The organism is Paenibacillus sp. BIC5C1 (assembly GCF_032399705.1).
Classification (GTDB): Bacteria; Bacillota; Bacilli; order Paenibacillales; family Paenibacillaceae; genus Paenibacillus; species Paenibacillus taichungensis_A.
In genome coordinates, this window is record NZ_CP135922.1 from 777,252 (window position 1) to 802,764 (window position 25,513).

Here is a 25,513-nt window from a genome sequence, read left to right on the forward strand (position 1 = left end):
TGCTATTAACAGAAAATAACCTGCGGTTCCACATCTAGATATACGGCACTAAAACCTCTGCGCTAAATGTGTCTGAGTTCAACCCTTGATATCATCGATAGATAAATATGTGAGTACTATCGTTTATTTTTGTCTTTGCCGAATAGCGGCAGGCTTGCGTAACGATCGAGCAGCCCAAGCTTTTCGATAACGGTACAGTACGGCTGCAATCAGCAGCAGTCCGATCCCCGCCACGATGTAGGGTGCATATTGATGAACGAGATGGAATACTGCGTTCCATTGAGGTCCAAATATTTTACCGATGCCCAGGAACAGCATGACCCAGAACAGTGCGCCTGAATAGGCATAGAGGGCGAATTTACGAAAGGGAACAGCGGCTATACCCGCGAAATATCCGGTGAAATGTCTCACTCCCGGAATGAAATAACCGATGAAGATCAGGGCATTGCCGTACTTGGCAAACCATTTTTGCGTTTTATCCAGCTTGTCCTGTTTCATCAGAAACCATTTTCCATATCGTGTAATGAACGGCAGACCTGCTTTGGCCCCAATAAAATAAGTAATCGTCATGCCAATCGTTGTCCCCAGAAAAGCAAGGATGGCAAGTATTCCAAAATCCAGATGACCCTTGTAGGACAGAAATCCTGCATAAGCCATAGTTGTTTCTCCCGGGAAGGGAAGGGCGATGAACTCCAGCAATAAACCAAAAAACAAAACGCTGTATCCGTAGGATCCAAACAGATGCTGGACCTTCTCAAGCAATTCCAATAGACTTCACTCTCCTGCAGACAGGGTGGGAGGAGATGCTTACTCTCCAAGGAGTTTTGTTCACGATCCTACCTGTCCATTATGCTACCTAATCCGAAGACAAGAATCAATCATGAGCCATCCCAAATTGTGAAAAATTATAAAACAAAATCGCGTCTTTTTTCAGTGTGTCCTCCATATAATTCTAACAAATCTGCTGAAGTCTATCAGCAAATTCACTAGAGACGTTGGAGGTCGATTCGTACATGGTAACGCCAATACATACACTTTTATCTGGAAAATGGCCTGTGCTTTTACTTCGCATTGTGGTACTGCTGTGTGTATTCACTGCATCGGCAGGCACAACTTACGCTTCCTCTGTATCGGGGTCTGATGCACCGGCCTCCATAGATGAGAATCCTCAAGATAAGGTTGTCTATTTGAGTTTTGACGATGGACCGGGTAACCATACCCGTGAAGTATTGGATATTTTGCGCAAGGAACAGGCTTTGGCTACATTTTTTGTGCTTGGTGAGCAGGCAGAACGTTATCCTGAGATGATCCGTGCGGTTGTGGAAGATGGACATGCTTTGGGCAATCATACGTTTAATCATAATTATGAACAGTTGTACAGTGATTTCAAAGTGTTCTGGAAGCAGATCAAACAGACAGAGGCAGTCGTAGAGCGGATTACCGGATTTCGGCCGAATCTGGTCCGGGCACCGGGCGGTACCTACGGACATTTTGATAAGAGTTATTTTGATCTGCTGAAATTGGGCGGGTACACCGTTATGGACTGGAACGTAGACAGTGGTGATTCCAAACGGAAGGCAGTTCCAGCAAAAGAAATTTTACGCAATGCGACCAAGGTGCCTGCCGGGGCACGTTCGGTCATTGTACTGATGCATGATGGAGGCGCTCATGCCGAGACGGTAAAAGCACTACCTGGCATTATCAAGTATTACCGCGACCAGGGTTTTCGTTTTGACACGATGAAGGCCTCGGATCAGCCTGTTCAATTCAGAATCGATTCCAATGGTAAATACAAGTCTCGCCAAGCCCCGGGTAAGGAATGGATCGCAGAAAATGTACAGGAGAACAGCAACCTGTGGTTGGCTGGCAAGGAACTGAAGGTGGAAATTGGTTGGGCAGCAGCCACATTGAAGCAAGGAGAATTTCGCGTGGAAGATCAGCGGATCATGGTGCCTTTGCGGACCTTTATGAAAAAGTTCGGTGGCAGCGCTCGCTGGAATGCAGAGACCCGAACAGCTACAGCCGTATGGAAAGACCGAACCATCTATGCAGACAGTATCAGCGGAGACCTGACAACGAAACGTGCAGACCAAATGAATGACAGGACGACAGAGGGAGTCGTACAGAGCCAGGGAGGAACGATATGGGTTCCGCTACGGGAATTAATGGAGCATATGGGAGCAAGCGTTGATTCGCTAAAGGTGAATGAAAAGGAATGGATGGTTAAAGCCAGCGTTCCTCTGGCGGCAGCTAACAGCATGTATTTGGATAAATTGATCTGAATAAAGTCGTTCGTACAGGACTAATCTCTCTACTTCCGGGCAACACTGAATCATAGATTAGTATGTTTCAGGAATGCCGATGGATGGAAGGAGATTAGAAAAATGTCTTATATCCGAATGGAACATGAACATGCCGTAGAATTGCTGAATAGAGTTATGAAGCGAGTAGAAAGTGTGATCATTGGCAAAAAACAAGAGATTCGTTATGTGTTAACTGCAATGCTTAGTGGAGGTCATGTACTTCTGGAAGATGTACCGGGTACAGGCAAAACGATGCTGGTTCGCGCAGTCTCTTCTGCACTGGATTGCTCCATGGGAAGAATTCAGTTCACGTCGGATGTGATGCCGGCAGATGTGACGGGCACGTCGATGTATCATCCGCATACGGGAGAATTTAAGTTTCGACCAGGACCCGTCCTGTCCAATATTGTGCTGGCCGATGAAATCAATCGCGCTTCCCCCCGTACCCAGTCGGCACTTCTGGAAGCGATGGAGGAACGGCGCGTTACGGTGGATGGCACAACTTATGCTTTGCCGCGCCCATTCTTTTTGCTGGCGACGCAGAATCCGTTGCAGTTTGAGGGCACCTATCGTTTGCCTGAAGCGCAGCTGGATCGTTTTATCATGAAGATTGGACTGGGGTACCCTGATCCGGAGCAGGAAGTTGAACTGTTAACCCGGATGCAAAGCAGAGAACTGCTCGATGAACTTCGCCCTGTCATGCTTGCTGAAGAAGTCGTAGCCATGCAGCGTGAAGTAAAACATGTACATGTGGACTCTGTTGTCAAACAGTATCTGGTTGCTGTTGCCGTTGCCTCCAGAAGTCACCCGGCGGTAAGACTGGGAATCAGCCCGCGCGGAACATTGGCCTGGATGGCTGCAGCACAATCGTTTGCTTACCTCCAAGGACGCAGCTATGTCATCCCTGACGATGTGAAAGAGATGGCTGTACCCGTCCTTTCTCATCGCATTCAATTAAAAGCCCAGAACAGAGCGGAAATCTGGGCACAGGAGCAGGTGATTCAGGAAGCTCTGTCATCAGTCCCGGTACCTGTACAGATGACGGCACAGGGAAGGGGACGGCGTCAATGACTGCGCTGGGTCAACGGATGTTGGGTGCTGTCCTGGTCGTGGCATTTGCCTCTCTATATGTATGGCATGGCGGCAAAGCCGCGCTTTTTCTGTCCATTGTGGCCGCCTTGATGCTCGCAAGCGCGCTGATTATCCATTTCTTTGGTCCGCGCAATATTAACATTCGGCGGCAAATGCAAGCGAAGCGGGTTGTAGCAGGCGAAATAACACGGGTATCGGTGGAACTGAAATTCGACTGCCCGATTCCACTGCTATGGGTCATTCTGTGTGAGAATACACCTGCTGGCGTACATCGTAAATTACTATTTCCAGGGACCCGTCGCCAGTTTACGTATCAATATGAATTATCGGGTTTGCGAAGAGGTGTGTACAGATGGGAGTCAGGCAGATTGTACTGGGGCGATGTTTTCGGGTGGAATACAGTCTCCGCAGAGACGGTGAATCGTACCGCGCTAATTGTTGTTCCTCAAGCAGCGGAATGGGACGAGAATGATCACGGAGAATACTCGGCCATGGGTGAAGATGCGCTGTCTGAGCGAAGAAGCAGTCAGGGGAATCGCAGTCCTGAGTTCCGGGAATATCAGCAAGGAGACCCGCTGGGGCGTGTTCATTGGAAAAGCACGGCCAAAACGGGTAAGCTTCAGACTTTTTTGCCTGAAACCTCCGATTCTGTCTCGCTGGGTATACTGATGTATGAAGGTGCATCCGGTTATGAAGTACGCCAGCCAGAGAAGAGAGATACGTCTGCCTTTGAACGTGCGGTCCGTGCAGCTGCCCGTTGGATTCATACCGCTGAACGTGACAATATTCCGTATCAACTGTGGACGGAAGGCGGTGGGTCAGGATCTGCTCAGCAGGAGAAATGGAAACAAGAACTCCTGAACTCTCCTGAAAACCATGCGTTGGACAAGCTGGCACAGGCACGAATTGCTACGGCTCAAGTTGTATCTCCATCGCTTCGCACAGAGATGTTGGATAGATTGGCGCTGGGGTCACGCATTGTGATTCTCACTGGCAAAATGGATGACGCTTTGATGGAGTGGGTAATGTGTGCAATCGGGTTGGGATACAGGGTAGAAGTTCAGTTAACCGATCAAACCATTCGTGACATGGATAATGAAAGTTTGGAACAGCTTCGTCAAAGTGGAGTACAGATCCATTGGATTACTGACGGCTCTTTACCTTCAATGAGAAAGGCGGAGGTAACGGATGTGGGAGCATAATGGAAATCCTCAAGCGAATTCCACTGTGGCTGACAGGGGGCACATCACCAGTTTCGGATCAGAGTCTGTGCATTCCATATATAAAGCGGAAACTAGAACATCTGGAGTTGAGTTGAAGAGTCCCGGCTACAGTTCAGAGCCTCTCCTTTACAGAATCGGTCTTTCTGCCATTTTGCTTATTTTGTCCCTGGAGTGGATATATCCTGTTACGACAACGGGTCAGCAAGGTAGTGAACGATTCTTGTCCGTGATGGCAGGGTTAACGGGAGCTTTACTGCTCGCTGGGTTGATTCGTACTGGGTGGGTCTCTGGAATACTGATCAGGCTCTGCATTGCTCTAGCCGCATTATGTTGCATGTATGGAGGCAATGATCCTGCTGGATGGGCTGCTACCTATCCAACGACTCTTTCTGCAGATATGGGGACTTTTACGAACACCTGGCGTTTTAACTCGATTAGTGTGGAGACAAGAGGGCTGCTCATGATGTGCGGCTGGAGCATGCTAATGGCTTCTGTGCAATCGCTTGTATTACTACGAAGAAGTGTAATGCTGTTTGGAAGTGCAACATTGGTCTATTTGCTGCTGCTTGAATCCTTTGCCGGGCTGGATGTGTATGCTTCGGTGATACGTTCTGTGCTATGGATTCTACTCATGCAGGCCATGCTGCAGTTGCTTCGTCTTAATGGAGGGGTCACAACACCGATCTTCAAGCAGAGTCCTTATGGTCGTTGGTGTACGGTAACGCTTGGGGTATCGGCAGGCATGGTACTTTTCTCAGCGATCCCTGGTCAGCTTGCTTCCATTCCTCCACCGGAACGTATTTCACTTGAGCAGATGGGTGAACGTTTGGCCCGCTGGGCAGGCTACACACAGCACGGAAGTATTCCTGCAACAACTGCCGTCACAGGATATAGTACAGCGGATGCACCAATGGGCGCACCTTTGGTGCAGGGAGACACGATTTTTTTTACGGCAAAAAGTCCGGAAGCTACGTATTGGCGGGGTGAGACCCGTTCATATTATAACGGAAGCACCTGGAGTGATCCTGTGCAGAGCTTTGAGACGGCAAGTCCATCAGGGTTGGTGCGAACCGATGGTTGGGAGTACCCTGCCTATTGGCAGCGTATTCGTCAAACGGTAACGATGAAGCGAGAATGGAGAGGGCCCAATCCCCTCTTTACAGGTGGAATACCACTCAATCTTTCGTTTCAGGATAAGAATAGTGATAATCAGAAAAATAAACGTTTACTGCTATCAAATGAAGATTCGGCAACGTTATGGCTCGCGGCTACTTATGATGATCAACCGGTCAAAAGTTATACGGCAGACATCATGATTCCCGTGGCAACACCTGAACAACTACGACTTCTGGGGAAGAGGTCCAACATGAAAGATCCGTCCGCAATTCGCAGAACGTATCTGCAGCTACCCACTACGCTTCCCGGACGTGTGCAGGCTCTTGCCAAGGAAATCATTCAGGGAAGTGAGACCCGTTATGATGCCGTGCAGGCTGTAAAAACTTACCTTGCCGACCACGCCGAATATACGATGGATACCCGTATGCCACCGCGAGGAACTGATTTTGTGGACGATTTTCTATTCGTTACACGGCAGGGGTATTGCAATCATTTTTCCACAGCCATGATTGTGCTACTGCGTGCAGAGGGTATTCCGGCACGTTGGGTTAAGGGGTTCGGACCCGGGGAAGTGGATGCGGGCGTTTCCGGGCAATACATTGTGACCCAGGGAGATGCACACTCCTGGGTAGAGGTGTATTTTCCAGGCGCGGGCTGGATGCCGTTCGAGGCTACGCCAGGCTTCACCATGACGCAGGGTGAAGGCCAAGACGCCGCTGCGCTCAGCGGGCAGCAGCCCGTTGCCGTAACCCCGCCCCAGACGGACGGCGGGGCGGCTCACGCGGGCGCATGGCTGCTCGCCCGCGCGCAGTCCATTGCCGCGCACCCATGGATCGCGGCAGCCCTTGCGGCAGCGGCGCTGCTGTGCGCCGCTGTGGCCATCCGCATGCGGCGGCTTCGCCCCGCGCTGCGGCTAAGGCTGCTGCTGGCGTGGCCGCGCAGCAGCTTTCCGGACCGCGAGCGGCTGCTCAGCGCCGCCGCTCCGGTCTGGACCGCGCTCGCGCGCCGCTACGGACCGCGGCCGCCGGGAATGACGCTGCGTGAATATGCAGCGTCACCCGCCGTGGCCGCAGGCACGGACGGCGCGGACATCGCGCGGTTCGCAGCCGACTGGGAACGGCTGCTGTACGGGCCGGACCGTCCGCTGCGCGCGGACAGTCTGGACTTCCTGCGCCGGGCACTTCAACTGGCCCGGCGCATGCAGGCGCTGTAACACGAAGTACAGCGCAGCGCTAAACATAGGACGCCTTTCTCGCCCCTAAAGCGAACGAGGCGTCTTTCCGCGACCATACACTATTAGCTTCCATGCGGGAGATCTCTTGTATGATGAAAATAGTGCATAACCCTTTTCTTATATTTCCGATCGGGAAATATATAGATGCAGGCGAGAATATTCGATCAAATTACCATAATCTCAGGCGTTGAAAATGCCATGTTTTGAGATGTCGAAAAAAGGAGTTTCGCCTTTCCTTGACGGTATGTTTTGTCGTTGCGTATAATTAGTTTCATTAATTGAGGGAGGCTCGGTAATGAATAAGCAAAATGAAATAGTGGTTGTCCTTGACTTTGGGGGCCAATACAACCAGTTAATCGCCAGAAGAATCCGGGATCTGGGCGTATACAGCGAGCTTTTGCCGTATAACACACCGGCGGAGAAAATCGCAGAATTAGCACCAAAGGGAATCGTGTTCTCGGGTGGACCATCTAGCGTTTATGCAGAAAATGCACCACACGTAGATCCGGCCGTTTATGATCTGGGATTGCCAATCTTCGGAATTTGTTATGGTATGCAGCTCATGGCGCAACAGCTGGATGGTAAAGTGGAGCGTTCTGAGAAGCGTGAGTATGGTAAAGCGGATATTGAGTTTGCACCAGGTGCAGCTCTCGCACAAGGTATTGAGGGTGAACATACGGTATGGATGAGTCATGGTGATCATGTGGTTGCTCTTCCTGCTGGATTCAAACTGGATGCAGGCACGGAAAGTGCGCCAATCGCAGCGATGAGCAACGATGAGCGCAAATTGTATGCTGTTCAGTTCCATCCAGAAGTACGCCACTCTGTTCGCGGTAATGAAATGATCAAAAACTTCCTGTACGAAATCTGTGGTTGTGAAGGCAACTGGAGCATGGAGACGTTTATCGAAGATACGATCAAGGATATTCGTGAAAAAGTGGGCGACGGTAAAGTATTGTGCGCACTTAGCGGCGGTGTAGATTCCTCCGTTGTTGCTGCATTGCTTCACAAAGCCATCGGTGACCAACTGACATGTATGTTTATCGACCATGGTCTGCTGCGCAAAGGCGAAGCGGAGAGCGTAATGGAGACGTTCGTCGGCAAATTCGACATGAAAGTTGTCAAAATCGATGCACAAGAGCGTTTCCTGTCCAAACTGGCAGGCGTGGATGATCCGGAACAAAAACGTAAAATTATCGGTAACGAGTTTATTTACGTATTTGACGAAGAGTCCAAGCAGTTTGATGATTTTGCATTCCTGGCGCAAGGTACACTGTACACGGATATCGTGGAAAGTGGCACAGCGACAGCTCAAACCATCAAATCCCACCACAATGTGGGCGGATTGCCTGAAGACATGAACTTCAAGCTGATCGAACCACTGAGTGCCTTGTTCAAAGACGAAGTGCGTAAAGTCGGCGAAGAGTGCGGTCTGCCAGAAGCAATCGTATGGCGTCAGCCGTTCCCAGGTCCGGGTCTTGCCATCCGTGTACTGGGCGAAGTTACAGAGGACAAGCTCAAAATCGTTCGTGATTCGGACTACATCCTGCGTGAGGAAATTGCCAAAGCGGGCCTTGATCGCGAGATCTGGCAATACTTCACAGCCCTGCCTAACATGAAGAGTGTTGGGGTTATGGGTGACGCACGTACGTATTCCTACACTGTAGGTATCCGTGCCGTAACGTCCATCGACGGTATGACAGCTGACTGGGCACGTATCCCTTGGGACGTATTGGAGAAAATCTCTGTGCGGATCGTTAACGAAGTGGATAACGTAAACCGTATCGTGTATGACGTAACTTCCAAACCACCAGCAACGATCGAGTGGGAATAGAAGTTATCTATCCAGATTTAATAACAAGAGATCGGAGTTTCCGTCAAAGGAGCTTCGGTCTCTTTTTTCTTTTCATTTTGTGTTTGCACCAGACGTTATTTATACTTTGATTTATGATAAAGATGGACCAGCAAATAGATATTACGAGGAAGAATACTGTGCAAGGAGGAACTACGACGGATGAAGCAAAGAATCGAACTCAACCCCGGTTGGACTCGTGAGGAGGTTACCGCACTTACGGCTCATCCTGAGCTAAAGATTGTTCAATACAGCGAGCACAATATCCCGGATGTGAACCTGATTCAGACATTGAATGAGGAGCTGTTTGCCAACAGACCCGATGTTACTTTTCGTATATATGGCTTTCATTCGCAATCTGGCGACTTGTCTTTTCTAAGATATATGAACCATGTAGAAAAGCTTGTGATTGATTGCACTAGACACATTCATGGGATTGAGAGCTTAGTTGAATTGCTAAGGCTAAAAGAGTTTGCTTTTGACGTATTCGAAGCGGAATCTCTTGATGTATTAACAGTTGTACCTAACTCTTTAGAGCAGCTCCGCATCGGCAAAACCAAAACGAAGAAAACGGATTTGTCCATACTTAACCGCTTTACTGAACTTAAAACGCTGAGTGTGAATGGTCATACAACTAACATCGAAACGATCGGAACGTTATCATCACTTCGGTCCCTATATATTTCGGGAATGCCATTAAAGGAATTGGGATACTTGAAAAAATTAACGGATTTGCACGAACTTCATCTCAGTTTTGGTGGAGCAGAGAATCTGGATAGCCTTGCGGGCATGGAATCCTTGCAATTGTTGAAGCTCCTAAGAGTGAAAGGTTTATCTGACCTATCCGTATTGAATGAACTGAAGGGATTACGCTTATTAGGGATAGAGGACCAGCCACATCTAACGAGTCTGCCGTCTCTTGAAAATTTGACTGAATTACAGCGTGTTTTCCTGAACAATGTGAAGGTAGAGAGTATCGATTGGGCAAAGACTTCCAAAAGCCTGAAAGAGCTCGCTCTTCTGCAAATGAAACATATTACGGCCGAAGATATCGAATCCCTGATTCATCATAAATCTTTGGAAAGAATGATCGTTCATTTGAAAAGTGCCAAACAGCAAAAAGTAGCGAAGCAGGCGATAATGTCAGCAGGCATGTGGGATGAGAGCGGATGGTGGTATAACGATGAATCTTTGAATATTTAATTCCTTTTTTAGGTTCGTTTCAGATTATTTTCATGTGGGGCTTGTACACTGAGTGCAGAATACGGCTATATGGCAACTGAAAGGAGAATTGAATGTATGCGTAAAACCGACAATATGAGCAAATGGAAGATGGGCATTGGAAGTGCGTTTCTGATGGTGATGCTGGCAGGATGCGGCTCGGGTATGCAGGACTTGGCTCTTGGTGCAGGGGATTCTTCATTTGTTAATTTAGAGGCAGCAGATTCGTCTTCCGATCAAGCCCAGAATCAGGAGTTATATGAAAGGTCAACGGCTAACACCAATCAAGAACAACAGCAGGTAAGGGATGGACTTCAGACAGAAATTTAAGGACGTAGGACTTATCGTGTAAAAAATGATCTGGTGATCGTCGCCGCTTGCTCCGTTACCTAAGCTAATGGATATTAAGAAACGTTATTCTCACCACATAACCATCTTCTAGAAGACCGATCAAGCTACCATAATCAAAGGGCATGCGCTTTGATTATGGTAGCTTTTTTATTGTTGTAGATGAAGAGAAAACTTGTGGCAAGATCGACATATACACATGAAAACTTAATGTAAACCCAATTTTAATTTGGGTTGTAAACCGCTGAACTGGTTCATTTTGTTAAATAATACGAACGATTTATAAGCTGAGCGAGGGTAATATTCGTTTTTATCATTGACAAACTAGAGGCATCCCTCCTAAAATAGTGATGGGAAACACACAAAAAACGCATACTACTTCGTATAATCCCGGGGATTTGGCCTGGGAGTCTCTACGAGATCACCCTAATGATCTGGCTACGAAGAGGATAAGGCTGAGCACATGAATTCTACATGATTGCGTCGGGCATGACATCTCGCACATTAGAATTTTTTTTGTTCTCCGTAATTGGCACAGTGCCACTCCTCGTCAGCTAAAACCCTGGGTGATATATTTCATCTTCAGGGGTATTTGTCGTTTTGTCGGTTTTCAATATGGCTTCAACATCTCTAAGGGGGAGTTAGTGAATTATGGATCGTTTCTTTAAACTAAAAGAAAATGGAACGAACGTTAGAACGGAGATTGTTGCGGGTCTTACTACCTTTATGACAATGGCGTACATTCTTTTCGTAAACACGTTGTTCTTGGGATCAGCCGGAGCCGGTATGTCGGACAATGCAGTATTTTTTGCAACAGCCGTAGGTGCTGGTTTGATGACCATCATTATGGGATTGTTCGTTAATATTCCGATTGCCCTTGCACCGGGTATGGGTTTGAACGCATACTTCATGACCGTAGTTCTGAGCTCCAACGGTGCGATAACCTGGCAGGCAGCTCTGGGAGCTGTGTTCCTCTCAGGTATTGTATTCATTATTCTGACTGTAACCAAAATCCGTCAAATGCTGCTCGTTGCAGTTCCGGACTCATTAAAGATGGCAATTACGGTTGGTATTGGTCTCTTTATTACCATTGTGGGTTTCAAACTGGCTAATCTGGTGGCTGTAACAGTCAATGTTGCGCCTGATGCGGATCTGAGCCAACCGATTCCAGGGAGCGGTTTTAACCTGTCTTTAGGTAATTTTATCACGCATCATGATGCATTACTGGCTCTGATTGGACTGTTCATTATCGCTATACTGATGGTTATGCGCGTCAAAGGCGCACTGCTGATCGGTATCATTGCCACAACGTTGATTGGTATCCCAATGGGCGTTACGAATCTCAGCGGCTTGTCCGGTGCAAGCTGGATGCCTAACTTTAGTGATCTGGCAGTTGGACAACTGGATTTGAAAGGTGCCATTAGTCTTGGATTGTTCGAAATCATCTTCATCTTCACCTTTGTAGAGCTGTTTGACACATTCGGAACGATGGTAGGTACAGCAACACGAATGGGGATTATGAAGGACAAGAAAAAAGGTGAGAAAACAGTTGGTAAAGCAATGCTTGTCGATGCAGTAGGTGTAAGTGCAGGGGCTGCACTGGGTACAAGTACAATTACCGCTTTTGTCGAAAGTGCCTCTGGCGTCGAAGCTGGTGGACGTACAGGTCTGACCTCTGTAACGACAGGTATTCTGTTCATCCTGGCTTTGTTTATAGCTCCGCTGGCATTGGTTGTTCCGTCCGCAGCAACAGCTCCAGCATTGATTATCGTGGGTGTTTTGATGATGAGTCAGGTTCGCAGCATTGAGTGGGATGATTTCCTGCAAGCTTTCCCGGCGTTCCTTACCATTGTACTGATGCCTTTCACTGGAGGAATTGCAAACGGGATCTCCGCAGGGATTATATCCTATGTAATCTTGGCCGTATTCGGTAATCTGGTTACCGAGCGCAAAGTGAAGATCCACTGGCTTATGTGGATATTGGCTATCATTGTTATATGCCGGTATGTATTTATCGGTGGAGAATAAAGGTTTGACTGAATGAATTGGGTCAGATACTAATAATGTATTGCTTATTTATGCAATTGAAAGAAGCGGAAGCCTTGGACTTTAACGGGGCTTTCGCTCTTTTTGTTTCTTATATATGTAGCGTTAGCTCTAAAAGAAGGGACAGGAGACTCTTTGAAATGTTCTACGTAGGGGATATTCTTGATCTGTGGGAGATTGAAATTGACTTTCTTCTATATATAAAGGGGGAACATACATGAGTTATGATTTGATGGTTTTTGATCCAGCCAAAGCTCCAGTTGATAAAGCGTCGTTTATGAGATGGTATGGTGAGCAGACAAAGTGGGCGGAGGACCATTCCTATTCAGACATTAAGGTGAGCTCAGAGCAGCTGCAATGTTTTTACGAAGAGCTTATTCTGACATTTCCTTCTATGAATGTAGACGACGATGTGTTTGAAGCAATGGAGGAAGCGGGAACAGATAATCGATTAACAGAATACTCACTAGGAAAAGAAGTGATTTATGCTGCATTCGCGTGGTCTGTTGCGGAAGAAGCCTATAAAATGATGCGTGAGTTGGCTAGGAAACATAAGGTTGGTTTCTTTGATGTAAGTGGCTCGGATGGTGAGATCATCAGACCCTGATCTTTATACTCAAATAAAAACATCTATAACTCAGGAAAGCGGGAGCGGAAACAGCCGATCCTGTTTTTTTAGTTTTATAAATGATTATGAATTGGACAGGTCGGTATATCTGATTGAGATGAGTTAACAGCAAGACGGATACAACCAGTTTGAAAGGTACTCTACTATATATAATAGAAACTGGTGCAATGAGAGAACTGCTATTCTCCCAAGTTTGGAAAGGTAGTTGCTGCTGCGAGATGAGTATCGTGTAAAGTATAATCGGAGTAGTGAGGAAGAAGAGAACCGCTCACAGATAAATTAAAAATAAAGCTTGCATTCCAAAACTGTACATGGTATATTCTAATTCCGGCCAAGAAAACACGAGAAACACGATGGGGCAAGCGAACGAAATAAGCTTCGAAAGAAACTTAAAAAAAGAGCTTGCAAAGTTGGTTCGGATGTGATAAGATATAAAAGTTGCTGAGGTGAACAACACACGGCAATGAAACAAGTTTGATCTTTGAAAACTGAACAACGAGTGAGTAACGATCTTGCTTGCAAGATCGACGCTGAGAAATCGGTACAAGTCTTCGGGCTGTATGATTTCGAAGCAAAATAAATGAGATTTTTAATCTCGTCAGTTTCAAAATGAGCTTATCGCTCTTTTCAATACTTTATTGGAGAGTTTGATCCTGGCTCAGGACGAACGCTGGCGGCATGCCTAATACATGCAAGTCGAGCGGACTTGAAGAGAAGCTTGCTTCTCTGATGGTTAGCGGCGGACGGGTGAGTAACACGTAGGCAACCTGCCCTCAAGCTTGGGACAACTACCGGAAACGGTAGCTAATACCGAATAGTTGTTTTCTTCTCCTGAAGAGAACTGGAAAGACGGAGCAATCTGTCACTTGGGGATGGGCCTGCGGCGCATTAGCTAGTTGGTGGGGTAACGGCTCACCAAGGCGACGATGCGTAGCCGACCTGAGAGGGTGATCGGCCACACTGGGACTGAGACACGGCCCAGACTCCTACGGGAGGCAGCAGTAGGGAATCTTCCGCAATGGGCGAAAGCCTGACGGAGCAATGCCGCGTGAGTGATGAAGGTTTTCGGATCGTAAAGCTCTGTTGCCAGGGAAGAACGCTTGGGAGAGTAACTGCTCTCAAGGTGACGGTACCTGAGAAGAAAGCCCCGGCTAACTACGTGCCAGCAGCCGCGGTAATACGTAGGGGGCAAGCGTTGTCCGGAATTATTGGGCGTAAAGCGCGCGCAGGCGGTCATTTAAGTCTGGTGTTTAATCCCGGGGCTCAACCCCGGATCGCACTGGAAACTGGGTGACTTGAGTGCAGAAGAGGAGAGTGGAATTCCACGTGTAGCGGTGAAATGCGTAGATATGTGGAGGAACACCAGTGGCGAAGGCGACTCTCTGGGCTGTAACTGACGCTGAGGCGCGAAAGCGTGGGGAGCAAACAGGATTAGATACCCTGGTAGTCCACGCCGTAAACGATGAGTGCTAGGTGTTAGGGGTTTCGATACCCTTGGTGCCGAAGTTAACACATTAAGCACTCCGCCTGGGGAGTACGGTCGCAAGACTGAAACTCAAAGGAATTGACGGGGACCCGCACAAGCAGTGGAGTATGTGGTTTAATTCGAAGCAACGCGAAGAACCTTACCAGGTCTTGACATCCCTCTGATCGGTACAGAGATGTACCTTTCCTTCGGGACAGAGGAGACAGGTGGTGCATGGTTGTCGTCAGCTCGTGTCGTGAGATGTTGGGTTAAGTCCCGCAACGAGCGCAACCCTTGATCTTAGTTGCCAGCACTTCGGGTGGGCACTCTAAGGTGACTGCCGGTGACAAACCGGAGGAAGGTGGGGATGACGTCAAATCATCATGCCCCTTATGACCTGGGCTACACACGTACTACAATGGCCGGTACAACGGGCTGTGAAGCCGCGAGGTGGAACGAATCCTAAAAAGCCGGTCTCAGTTCGGATTGCAGGCTGCAACTCGCCTGCATGAAGTCGGAATTGCTAGTAATCGCGGATCAGCATGCCGCGGTGAATACGTTCCCGGGTCTTGTACACACCGCCCGTCACACCACGAGAGTTTATAACACCCGAAGTCGGTGGGGTAACCGCAAGGAGCCAGCCGCCGAAGGTGGGATAGATGATTGGGGTGAAGTCGTAACAAGGTAGCCGTATCGGAAGGTGCGGCTGGATCACCTCCTTTCTATGGAGAATCGTTTCCCGAGTGGAAACATTCAAATACGCAGCTAAGCTGCAAAACTTACTCACTCGTTGCTCAGTTTTGAGAGCTCAAACTCTCAAACAGCTTGCTTTTGCATGGAGCTTGTTCTTTGAAAACTAGATATCGAAACGAAAATTGCGATTTAGAACATTCCTTTAAGCTGATCTTGTGTAAACAAGTGAAATGTTTATAAGGTAGACTGCTATTGCGATGGTATCGAATGGGAAGCGACTTTTGGCTTTGGACGTAGTCCAAAACAAGCGGAGCGCGCCATCGAAACCGGAGCAACTGGTTAAGCTACTAAGAGCACACGGAGGATGCCTAGGCGCTAGGAGCCGATGAAGGACGTGGCGAACAACGAAACTGCCTCGGGGAGCTGTAAGCAAGCTTTGATCCGGGGGTGTCCGAATGGGGAAACCCAGCTGGGGTAATTTCCAGTTACTCATAACTGAATACATAGGTTGTGTAGAGGCATACCAGGGGAACTGAAACATCTAAGTACCCTGAGGAAGAGAAAACAATAGTGATTCCGTCAGTAGCGGCGAGCGAACGCGGAGAAGCCCAAACCAGAGAGCTTGCTCTTTGGGGTTGTGGGACATCTCACATGGAGTTACAAAGGAACCGGTTAAACGAAGAGGTCTGGAAAGGCCCGCCAAAGAAGGTAAAAGCCCTGTAGTTGAAAGTCTGTTCTCTCCGAGATGTATCCCGAGTAGTGCGGGGCACGTGAAACCCCGTATGAATCCGGCAGGACCATCTGCCAAGGCTAAATACTTCCTAGCGACCGATAGTGAAGCAGTACCGTGAGGGAAAGGTGAAAAGCACCCCGGAAGGGGAGTGAAATAGAACCTGAAACCGTGTGCTTACAAAAAGTCAGAGCCCGTTTTAGGGGTGATGGCGTGCCTTTTGTAGAATGAACCGGCGAGTTACGTTCCCGTGCAAGGTTAAGGTGAAGAGCCGGAGCCGCAGCGAAAGCGAGTCTGAATAGGGCGACATAGTACGTGGACGTAGACCCGAAACCGGGTGATCTACCCCTGTCCAGGGTGAAGGTGCGGTAACACGCACTGGAGGCCCGAACCCACGCACGTTGAAAAGTGCGGGGATGAGGTGGGGGTAGCGGAGAAATTCCAATCGAACTCGGAGATAGCTGGTTCTCCCCGAAATAGCTTTAGGGCTAGCCTCGGAAAACAGAGTCGTGGAGGTAGAGCACTGATTGGGTGCGGGGCCCGCAAGGGTTACCAAGCTCAGTCAAACTCCGAATGCCATAGACTTACTTCCGGGAGTCAGACAGTGAGTGCTAAGATCCATTGTCAAAAGGGAAACAGCCCAGACCATCAGCTAAGGTCCCCAAGTGTGTGTTAAGTGGGAAAGGATGTGGAGTTGCACAGACAACCAGGATGTTGGCTTAGAAGCAGCCACCATTGAAAGAGTGCGTAATAGCTCACTGGTCGAGTGACTCTGCGCCGAAAATGTAACGGGGCTAAACACACCACCGAAGCTATGGCTTGATGCTTTGCATCAGGGGTAGGGGAGCGTTGTATAAGGGTTGAAGGTGTACCGTAAGGAGCGCTGGACATTATACAAGTGAGAATGCCGGTATGAGTAACGAAAAGATCAGTGAGAATCTGATCCGCCGAAAGCCTAAGGGTTCCTGAGGAAGGCTCGTCCGCTCAGGGTAAGTCGGGACCTAAGGCGAGGCCGAAAGGCGTAGTCGAAGGACAACAGGTCGAAATTCCTGTACCACCGTAAGCCGTTATGAGCAATGGGGGGACGCAGCAGGGTAGTGACGCGGACTGATGGATGTCCGTCTAAGCAGTGAGGCTGATGTGTAGGCAAATCCGCACATCGTAAGGCTGGGCTGTAATGGGGAGCGAAAATTATAGTAGCGAAGGTCATGATCTCACACTGCCAAGAAAAGCCTCTAGCCAGGTGATGGTGCCCGTACCGCAAACCGACACAGGTAGGCGAGAAGAGAATTCTAAGGCGCGCGGAAGAACTCTCGTTAAGGAACTCGGCAAAATGACCCCGTAACTTCGGGAGAAGGGGTGCCCCGGTAGTGTGAATAGCACGAGGGGGCCGCAGTGAAAAGGCCCAAGCGACTGTTTAGCAAAAACACAGGTCTGTGCGAAGCCGTAAGGCGAAGTATACGGGCTGACGCCTGCCCGGTGCTGGAAGGTTAAGGGGAGCGGTTAGGAGCAATCCGAAGCTGTGAACCGAAGCCCCAGTAAACGGCGGCCGTAACTATAACGGTCCTAAGGTAGCGAAATTCCTTGTCAGGTAAATTCTGACCCGCACGAATGGCGTAACGACTTGGGCGCTGTCTCAACGAGAGATCCGGTGAAATTTTAATACCTGTGAAGATGCAGGTTACCCGCGACAAGACGGAAAGACCCCATGGAGCTTTACTGCAGCTTGATATTGAATTTGGGTACGATCTGTACAGGATAGGTGGGAGCCTTTGAAGCAGGAGCGCAAGCTTCTGTGGAGGCACCGTTGGGATACCACCCTGATCGTATCTAGGTTCTAACCTGGTACCGTAATCCGGTGCGGGGACAGTGTCAGGTGGGCAGTTTGACTGGGGCGGTCGCCTCCTAAAGAGTAACGGAGGCGCCCAAAGGTTCCCTCAGAATGGTTGGAAATCATTCGAAGAGTGCAAAGGCATAAGGGAGCTTGACTGCGAGACCTACAAGTCGAGCAGGGACGAAAGTCGGGCTTAGTGATCCGGTGGTACCGCATGGAAGGGCCATCGCTCAACGGATAAAAGCTACCCTGGGGATAACAGGCTTATCTCCCCCAAGAGTCCACATCGACGGGGAGGTTTGGCACCTCGATGTCGGCTCATCGCATCCTGGGGCTGAAGTAGGTCCCAAGGGTTGGGCTGTTCGCCCATTAAAGCGGTACGCGAGCTGGGTTCAGAACGTCGTGAGACAGTTCGGTCCCTATCTGTCGTGGGCGTAGGAAATTTGAGAGGAGCTGTCCTTAGTACGAGAGGACCGGGATGGACGTACCGCTGGTGTACCAGTTGTTCCGCCAGGAGCACCGCTGGGTAGCTATGTACGGACGGGATAAGCGCTGAAAGCATCTAAGCGTGAAGCCCCCCTCAAGATGAGATTTCCCAGTATGTAAGACCCCTTGAAGACGACGAGGTAGATAGGCTGGGGGTGGAAGTGCAGCAATGCATGGAGCTGACCAGTACTAATCGGTCGAGGGCTTATCCAAATATGCAGGTTATGAATCGCAAATTCGTTTCGGATCTAGTTTTCAGAGAATAAACTCTGAAATGAAAATCGGTACATCACAGAATGTGTGTATGATTTTCAGTTCCACAATGATTTCAAGAAGCTATGCTTCGACAAATCGCGTTTGGTGGCGATGGCGGAGGGGTTCCACACGTACCCATCCCGAACACGACCGTTAAGCCCTCTAGCGCCGATGGTACTTGGACCGCAGGGTCCTGGGAGAGTAGGACGCCGCCAAGCAAAGAACCACTGCCGATGTTATTCGGTGGTGGTTTTTATTTGTTTAATATGAGGTTTCTCATACGAAATAACTAATATAGACCGTAACAGCCCGGAGCAAATCCAGGGCTGTTTTTTTATTTGATTTATGTGAATGTGTTAAGTCTTTTTGCCTGTTCATTTCTTTATAGTCAGTATAAATTGAGCAGACTCTCTGTCTATTTATCCATTTGGTTGCATGCATCCCCTAGGCACAAAAGGGTGTTTTCCAATGCATGCTGGATTTCTAAATCAATGATGACTCCTTGTTTATTTATCTTCATTGTAATATGAGGAATGGTTAGAGAGGCCTCATGTAAAACTTGGGCATTAATCATGTTTAACGTCAGCAATAGTGAAGCATGGGCTTTGTCACCTCCCATAGGGCTTGGAGAAGCAGCAATGGCAATAGTGGGTTTATTAATCCATTCTCCAGAAGATACAATCCAATCTAATGCGTTTTTTAATACTCCAGGAACTCCGTTCCCATACTCCGGCGTGCAGATCAGAACTCCGTCCGAATGTTTCAGTTGGGCTCTTAAATTCTGCACGGACTCAGGGGGTTCTTCTACATCAAGGTCAGGGTTAAAATGTGGTAGATCATTTAATCCACCATATACTTCAAACTTAAGGTAAGAAGGAGCTAGCTTAATCATGGCATGCATTAGTAACGTATTAGAGGACTGATTGCGCAGACTGCCGGAAATCGCAAGGATATTATATTCTTTTTTCATAGGTATACATCATCTCTATTCTTTAGTAATGTAGGCAATCTGTTTATTTTCCTACTGTTGGAATGGACTGTCTATAGAGAACACATTAAATTAAGGCATTCTTCATGTTACTCAGAGGATATCCACAATTCTTCATTAAAACTGCATGCGATAGCTTGCATGACTCCGGGTAATAGGATGAATAGAGTGCTTAATATAAACAACTGAGGTATGAAGCATAATAATAAATTTTTTAAAAATTAGTACCAAGTACTAATACTTAGTGCTATAATGGTAAAAAACAAACGAGGTGACTACCGGTATGAATCAATCAATGTCAACCATTACCGCAATGGGTACGTATGTACCGGATCGAATATTAAGTAATGCTGATTTGGAGAAGCTGGTCGACACGAGTGATGAATGGATTGTACAGCGTACAGGGATGAGAGAACGGCGCATAGCAGCTGATGATCAATTTGTATCTGACCTGGCCACCAAGGCTGTAGAGGATATGATGCGTCGTTATAATGTTAAGGTAGAAGATGTGGATATGATTTTGGTTGCTACCAGCACACCTGAATATTCATTCCCAAGCACAGCATCCAGAGTACAGGCGAATCTCAAGATTCCACATACGGGAGTGCTTGATTTGAATGCGGCATGTGCGGGGTTTACGTATGGATTACAGCTGGCGGACAGTTTGGTAACCAGTGGCATGTATCATAAAGTGTTGGTTATTGGAGCAGAGACGTTGTCCAAGATTACCGATTATACAGACCGTACGACATGTGTATTGTTCGGGGACGGGGCAGGAGCGTTTTTGGTAGAAAGGGCTGTTGGTAAAGGTGACTTTATGGCAGCCATCTCAGGTACGAGTGGAGAAGGAGGTATTCATCTCTATAAAACGGGTCTTTCTTCTGAGATGAATGGCGTACCTCTACAGGGTGAGGGATGTCTTGTCCAGAATGGCAGAGAGATCTATAAGTGGGCAGTACGCACGATTCCAGAACAATTGGGTGGGCTTATAGCCAAAGCAGAGATGAGTCCGGAGCAGATTGATTGGTTTGTACCCCATAGTGCGAATCTAAGAATGATTGAAGCGGTGTGTGAACGCGGTCCTATTCCGCTGGAACGCACTTTAACAAGTGTGGAGTACCGAGGGAATACCTCTGCCGCTTCCATTCCGCTTGCTTTACAGCTTGCAGTAGACGAAGGAAAATTAAAGAATGGGCATCAAGTGGCCCTCTTTGGTTTTGGGGGCGGCCTGACCTATGCAGGTCTCGTGCTTAGATGGAGCGTACCTGATACCCATTAAAGAAACAGATATAAGTCTTTTCATGCTTGAATGGAGATAATACACAAAAAAAGTACATCCTTTTCATGAACGCATGAAAGGGATGTACTTTTTTGTTTGTTTATTAGATTGATTGAAGGTTCTCTAACTCAATAATAACTCCATAACGATTAGCTTTGTATCTGATACCGCTCAATTCCTATGAAGCAGGCTATTACCATAAAAGTTTGCATTATTCTAATCGTAGTTTAATTAACCTGATGAACGATTTATGGCGTGAGCTTCGGTGCTTGGCGATGATGAGTCCCTTGCTCATAGCTGTAAGCCAGCTTGATCAAGGTTCCTTCATCAAAGGCGCGGCCCAGGAATTCCATACCTACCGGTAAACCTTCAGTTGTAAATCCAGCAGGTACGGTGATTGCCGGGAAGCCGGAGAATGGACTCAATCGGTTGTTACCGCCGGAGTTTTGTCCTTCGCCAATAACACCAGCGGCTTGCGTGGACGTAGGATAGATGATGGCATCCAGGTTGTTGTCCGCCATAACTTTCAGCAAGGACTCACGTGTGATTTGAGTACGTTTCAGGACGATGTCCTTGTATTCGGCAGTTTCCAACGTTTCCCGTGCATCACGAGTCTTCATTGACTGTTCTTGTGATTTGTCGAACTGTCCGGAAGCAATAATCTCAGACAAGCTGTGATAAGGGGCTTCGTCACCAAGAGAATCCAGATAGTCATTAAGTTGGAATTTGAACTCGTATCCACTCAAGCTTGGGTATTTGTTTATTTCAGCCAGGTTCGGAATGCTGATTGGGACTGCCGTAGCTCCCAGCGTTTTGAGTTCTTCTACAGCGTTGTTAATCACGTCAGCAACGGCTTTTTCCTCAGCTTTGGTGCTTGGGATGAGTTCGGTGGCCACACCGATCCGTGCACCTTTCAGACCGTTTACATCCAGGAAATCTGTATAACTGGAAGGGATTTTGCCTACAGCATAAGCTGTAGCGACATCATTTTTATCATAGCCAGCTGTAGCATCCAGCATGATTGCGGCATCACTCACGGTACGAGCCATAGGACCACCGACATCCTGTGTCAATGCGAGAGGGATGATTCCTTCACGGCTGGACAGTCCGATCGTTGGACGAATACCAACAAGGCTGTTGAAGCTGGAAGGGATACGGATTGATCCGCCCGTGTCAGTACCCATGCCTGCAGCTGCAAAGTTTGAGGCAATGGCGGCACCCGTACCACCACTTGATCCGCCTGGATAGTGATCCAGCGCATAAGGATTCAGTGTTTGTCCACCCAGCGAGCTGGACGTGGTAATGCCGAATGCGAATTCATGCAGATTGGTTTTGCCCAAAATAATGGCCCCGGCTGCTTTGAGTTTCTTCACTTGTTCAGCATCGTGAGCAGGAACAGAATCTTTCAAACAGATACATCCTGCGGTTGTAGGCATATCGTTGGTATCAAAGTTGTCTTTAACTAAAATCGGAATACCATGTAAAGGTCCGCGGGGGCCCTGAGCTGCACGTTCTTCATCTAACGTTTCAGCGATTTTGAGAGCATCCGGGTTCAACGTCAGAACTGCATTAATGCTCACACCCTGATCATCGTATTTTTCAATGCGATCCAGGTACTTCTGAACGAGTTCTTTGGATGTCAGCTTTCCTTGCGTCATGGCAGCCTGGAGATCCGTAATGGTGGCTTCCTCCAGAACAAATGGTTTTATGTAGTTATAAATGCGGTCTTTCAATATGGCGACATCATTTTGGGTAAGTACTGCATTAGGAAGGAAGAGGGCGTCGGTATATCCTTTCATCAACCCAGCGGTGTTCAACGCACCAACAGCACCGGCAAAGCTCGCCTGATCCGGGACATCCTTGAACGATTCTGGAGTGGACTCCAGATTCAGCCAGGTTTGCAAAGCTAAAGCAGCATCTTTACGCTGTACTGTTGTACCAGAAAGCTTGTCCATGGAAAAAGGAACACCTGCAAGTGTAGCCGCTTCTTCCATGGCTTGAACAAATGCTGTTCCAGTGACAGGAGCCTTACCAGCGGTTACGGCTGCAACCGTAGTTTTGCTAGAAGGCGTAGATATTGCAGCTGAAGCTGAGGGGACCGTTACTCCCCATGTTGTGGCAACAACTGCTCCGGCCAGTAACAAGGCCCCACTTTTTTTCAATACAGATCCATGATTAGTCATGCATCCACGCTCCCTTCCTGTGTATCAATGATGTGTGTTAGCGAATCTGATATAGTTGCTTTTGTCACATTCTAAATACATGTAAGGTATTCTTACAACACTGATATTTATCCAAAAAAACGTATACATACTATATTCACGCCATAGTTCCTACAAAATGCTCCTAATTTCATGCGCGGAAGAAAATTGTCGAACAATATTGTGTCAAATAACCTGACATTAATAACGTGAGATAGGTATCTCATTAGGGGAATCGCTCTTTTTGAAGCCAAAGCAAACCCATACCATGAAATGATATAATGAAAAGATAGAAGTGGAAGATTAATCTTAGTCATCGATGGGAGCAATAAAGTTATAGGTTTTATTAAAGAAAGGAAGAGATGGAGTGAAAACATTAGTACTCGCAGAAAAACCATCTGTGGCACGCGAAATAGCCAGAGTGATGGGGGCGCGTGATAAACATAAAAGTTATATGGAAGGCCCGAAATATATCGTGACCTGGGCGCTTGGACATCTGGTCGGGTTGGCTGAACCAGAGGACTATGACAAAAAGTATGCAACATGGAATCTGGAGGATTTGCCGATTCTGCCCGATCGTACCAAGCTGAAGGTACTCAAAGAAACTAACCATCAATACAAAGCGGTTCAGCAGCTGATGAAACGTCAGGATGTTGGTGAATTGGTCATTGCAACGGATGCAGCACGTGAGGGTGAATTGCTGGCTCGTTGGATTATGCAAATGGCGCAGTGGAAAAAGCCGTTCAAGCGGCTGTGGATATCTTCCCAGACGGACAAGGCAATCAAGGATGGATTTGCATCACTCAAGCCAGGCAGCCAGTTTGATCGTCTTTATGAATCGGCACGTTGCCGGGCAGAGGCGGATTGGATGATAGGTCTTAACGTGACGCGTGCATTGACGGTTCGATTTAATGCACAATTGTCAGCTGGACGGGTACAGACCCCTACACTTGGCATGATTATGGACAGGGAAAATGAGATCAACGGTTTCCGTTCGCAGGAGTATGAGACGTTAACGGCGGATTTGGGAGCTTTTCAGGCGGTATGGCGTGCTGCAGGTGGGGATTCACGCATCTTCAATCCGCAAGAGACACAAGAATTGAAGAAACGAATAGAGGGTCGCAAAGGTACGATTGCCCAAGTGAAAAAAAGCGAAAAGGTTGAGCCGCATCCGCTGGCTTATGACCTGACGGAATTACAACGGGATGCCAACCGGAAATACGGTTTCTCCGCCAAGCAAACATCGAATGTGCTGCAGCGTCTTTATGAACAGCACAAGCTGGTAACCTACCCACGTACAGACAGCCGTTACCTGACATCGGATATGACGGGAACTCTAAAAGAACGACTGGATAGTGTGGCGATTGGCCCTTATGCGTCTTTGGCTCGTCCGTTGTTGCGCAAAAATCTGAATATCACCAAACGTATCGTGGATGACAGCAAGGTAACCGATCACCACGCGATCATTCCAACAGAACAGACGGTTCTCCTCAATCAGCTGAATCCAGAGGAACGTAAGTTATACGATCTGATCGTACGCCGTTTTATCAGCTTGTTCTATCCGGCTGCGAGGTACGATTCTGTTGCGATCACTATTCAGGTGGGCCACGATTCCTTTCATGTGAAAGGAACAACGGTGAAAGAAAGCGGCTGGCGGGAAGTGTACGGCGGAGATTACAGCAATGAGGATGATGATCGTGCTGACGATTCTTCGGAACATGAGCGTGCGCTTTTACCAGACGTGCAGCAAGGTCAGTCCGTGACGGTTCAACGTTGTCATATCAAAAGTGGACGGACGATGCCGCCCAAACGGTATACGGAGGCAGCTTTGCTTTCCCAAATGGAGAAGTATGGACTGGGTACTCCGGCTACACGAGCGGATATTATTGAGAAGCTGGTAAGTTCCGACACTATCGATCGTCAAGGGAACAGCATGCATCCAACGGGAAAAGGAAAGCAGTTAATTGAATTGGCTGCTCCTCAGCTGCGTACACCTGATTTAACAGCCCGATGGGAAGCTGAACTGGAGCGAATTGCTCGTGGGCAAGGGAAGCCAGAGCCTTTCCTGGAAAGCATTCGTTCAATGGCGAAAGAGCTTGTATCTACGGTAAAAGGAAGCAAAGCGGAGTATAAGCCACATAATGTATCCAACAGTCACTGTCCGGATTGTAATGCGCGCTTGTTGGAGAAAAAGGGCAAACGCGGCAAGTTCCTCGTGTGTCCAACAGAGGATTGCGGATATCGTCGTTCGGCAGAAAAACGATTATCCAACCGTCGGTGTGCACAGTGTCACAAAAAGATGGAAATTAAAGAGGGTAAGGCTGGTTTGTACGTGCAATGCTTGCCTTGCGGCATAACGGAAACATTGGATAAAGACAAACAGCATGTGAACAAACGTGATCAGCAAAAGCTGGTCAAACAATATGCTAAACAAGAGTCGATCGGTTCCAATCTGGGAGAACTGTTGAAGGCAGCCATGGAGAAAAAGGGAGAGTAAGACTGTCGTATAAGATTCTCCT

General features: G+C 48.0%; 14 protein-coding genes, 3 rRNA genes and 1 riboswitch. Of the genes, 14 read left to right on the plus strand and 3 right to left on the minus strand.

What is annotated here, in order from left to right; all coding sequences use genetic code 11:
- Window positions 1-123: 123 nt before the first annotated feature.
- Complete coding sequence (locus RS891_RS03705; RefSeq protein WP_315794459.1) at window positions 124-768, minus strand: DedA family protein; 645 nt, start codon at window positions 766-768, stop codon at window positions 124-126.
- A gap of 245 nt (window positions 769-1,013) precedes the next feature.
- Here RS891_RS03705 and RS891_RS03710 point away from each other — a divergent pair, with 245 nt between their 5' ends.
- The 12 genes from RS891_RS03710 (at window position 1,014) to rrf (ending at window position 18,744) form a co-directional block, all read left to right on the plus strand.
- On the plus strand, window positions 1,014-2,282 hold the full coding sequence (locus tag RS891_RS03710; RefSeq protein WP_315794460.1) for a polysaccharide deacetylase family protein: 1,269 nt from the start codon (window positions 1,014-1,016) through the stop codon (window positions 2,280-2,282).
- Window positions 2,283-2,384: 102 nt separating this feature from the next.
- Window positions 2,385-3,374, plus strand: coding sequence for an AAA family ATPase (locus RS891_RS03715; RefSeq protein WP_113055351.1), 990 nt, complete (start codon window positions 2,385-2,387; stop codon window positions 3,372-3,374).
- A complete protein-coding gene (locus RS891_RS03720; protein ID WP_315794461.1) occupies window positions 3,371-4,597 on the plus strand; it encodes a DUF58 domain-containing protein in 1,227 nt (408 codons plus the stop codon). Before RS891_RS03715 ends, RS891_RS03720 begins: the two co-directional genes overlap by 4 nt.
- Window positions 4,584-6,947 (plus strand): DUF4129 domain-containing transglutaminase family protein, encoded by a 2,364-nt coding sequence (locus RS891_RS03725; RefSeq protein ID WP_315794462.1) that lies wholly within the window; start codon window positions 4,584-4,586, stop codon window positions 6,945-6,947. Before RS891_RS03720 ends, RS891_RS03725 begins: the two co-directional genes overlap by 14 nt.
- A 316-nt stretch (window positions 6,948-7,263) precedes the next feature.
- On the plus strand, window positions 7,264-8,802 hold the full coding sequence (gene guaA, locus RS891_RS03730; RefSeq protein WP_113055354.1) for a glutamine-hydrolyzing GMP synthase: 1,539 nt from the start codon (window positions 7,264-7,266) through the stop codon (window positions 8,800-8,802).
- Window positions 8,803-8,982: 180 nt separating this feature from the next.
- Window positions 8,983-10,023: a leucine-rich repeat domain-containing protein gene (locus tag RS891_RS03735; protein WP_315794463.1), complete on the plus strand. Its 1,041-nt coding sequence runs from the start codon at window positions 8,983-8,985 to the stop codon at window positions 10,021-10,023.
- A 96-nt stretch (window positions 10,024-10,119) separates the two neighbouring features.
- A complete protein-coding gene (locus RS891_RS03740) occupies window positions 10,120-10,371 on the plus strand; it encodes a hypothetical protein (RefSeq protein WP_113055356.1) in 252 nt (83 codons plus the stop codon).
- 378 nt (window positions 10,372-10,749) lie between these two features.
- Window positions 10,750-10,850: riboswitch (purine riboswitch) on the plus strand.
- 190 nt (window positions 10,851-11,040) lie between these two features.
- Complete coding sequence (locus RS891_RS03745; protein ID WP_113055357.1) at window positions 11,041-12,417, plus strand: NCS2 family permease; 1,377 nt, start codon at window positions 11,041-11,043, stop codon at window positions 12,415-12,417.
- Window positions 12,418-12,652: 235 nt separating this feature from the next.
- Window positions 12,653-13,042: a hypothetical protein gene (locus tag RS891_RS03750; protein ID WP_315794464.1), complete on the plus strand. Its 390-nt coding sequence runs from the start codon at window positions 12,653-12,655 to the stop codon at window positions 13,040-13,042.
- 656 nt (window positions 13,043-13,698) lie between these two features.
- Window positions 13,699-15,250, plus strand: a 16S ribosomal RNA gene (locus tag RS891_RS03755).
- Between the two features lie 308 nt (window positions 15,251-15,558).
- A 23S ribosomal RNA gene (locus RS891_RS03760) occupies window positions 15,559-18,484 on the plus strand.
- 143 nt (window positions 18,485-18,627) lie between these two features.
- A 5S ribosomal RNA gene (rrf, locus tag RS891_RS03765) occupies window positions 18,628-18,744 on the plus strand.
- The 16S, 23S and 5S rRNA genes sit together here, the layout of an rRNA operon.
- Before the next feature lie 197 nt (window positions 18,745-18,941).
- On the opposite strand, the gene RS891_RS03770 is transcribed toward rrf, so the two are convergent.
- Entirely contained in the window at window positions 18,942-19,496 is a 555-nt protein-coding gene (locus tag RS891_RS03770; protein WP_113055569.1) for an NADPH-dependent FMN reductase, read from the minus strand.
- A gap of 301 nt (window positions 19,497-19,797) precedes the next feature.
- Between RS891_RS03770 and RS891_RS03775 the strand changes: the two genes are divergently transcribed.
- Complete coding sequence (locus RS891_RS03775; RefSeq protein WP_315794465.1) at window positions 19,798-20,793, plus strand: ketoacyl-ACP synthase III; 996 nt, start codon at window positions 19,798-19,800, stop codon at window positions 20,791-20,793.
- Between the two features lie 248 nt (window positions 20,794-21,041).
- Here RS891_RS03775 and RS891_RS03780 read toward each other — a convergent pair whose 3' ends face one another.
- Window positions 21,042-22,976 (minus strand): amidase family protein, encoded by a 1,935-nt coding sequence (locus tag RS891_RS03780; protein WP_315794466.1) that lies wholly within the window; start codon window positions 22,974-22,976, stop codon window positions 21,042-21,044.
- A gap of 385 nt (window positions 22,977-23,361) precedes the next feature.
- Here RS891_RS03780 and RS891_RS03785 point away from each other — a divergent pair, with 385 nt between their 5' ends.
- The gene (locus RS891_RS03785; RefSeq protein ID WP_315794467.1) at window positions 23,362-25,491 is read left to right on the plus strand and encodes a DNA topoisomerase III; all 2,130 of its coding nucleotides are present in this window, start codon (window positions 23,362-23,364) and stop codon (window positions 25,489-25,491) included.
- The last annotated feature ends 22 nt before the right edge of the window (window positions 25,492-25,513 follow it).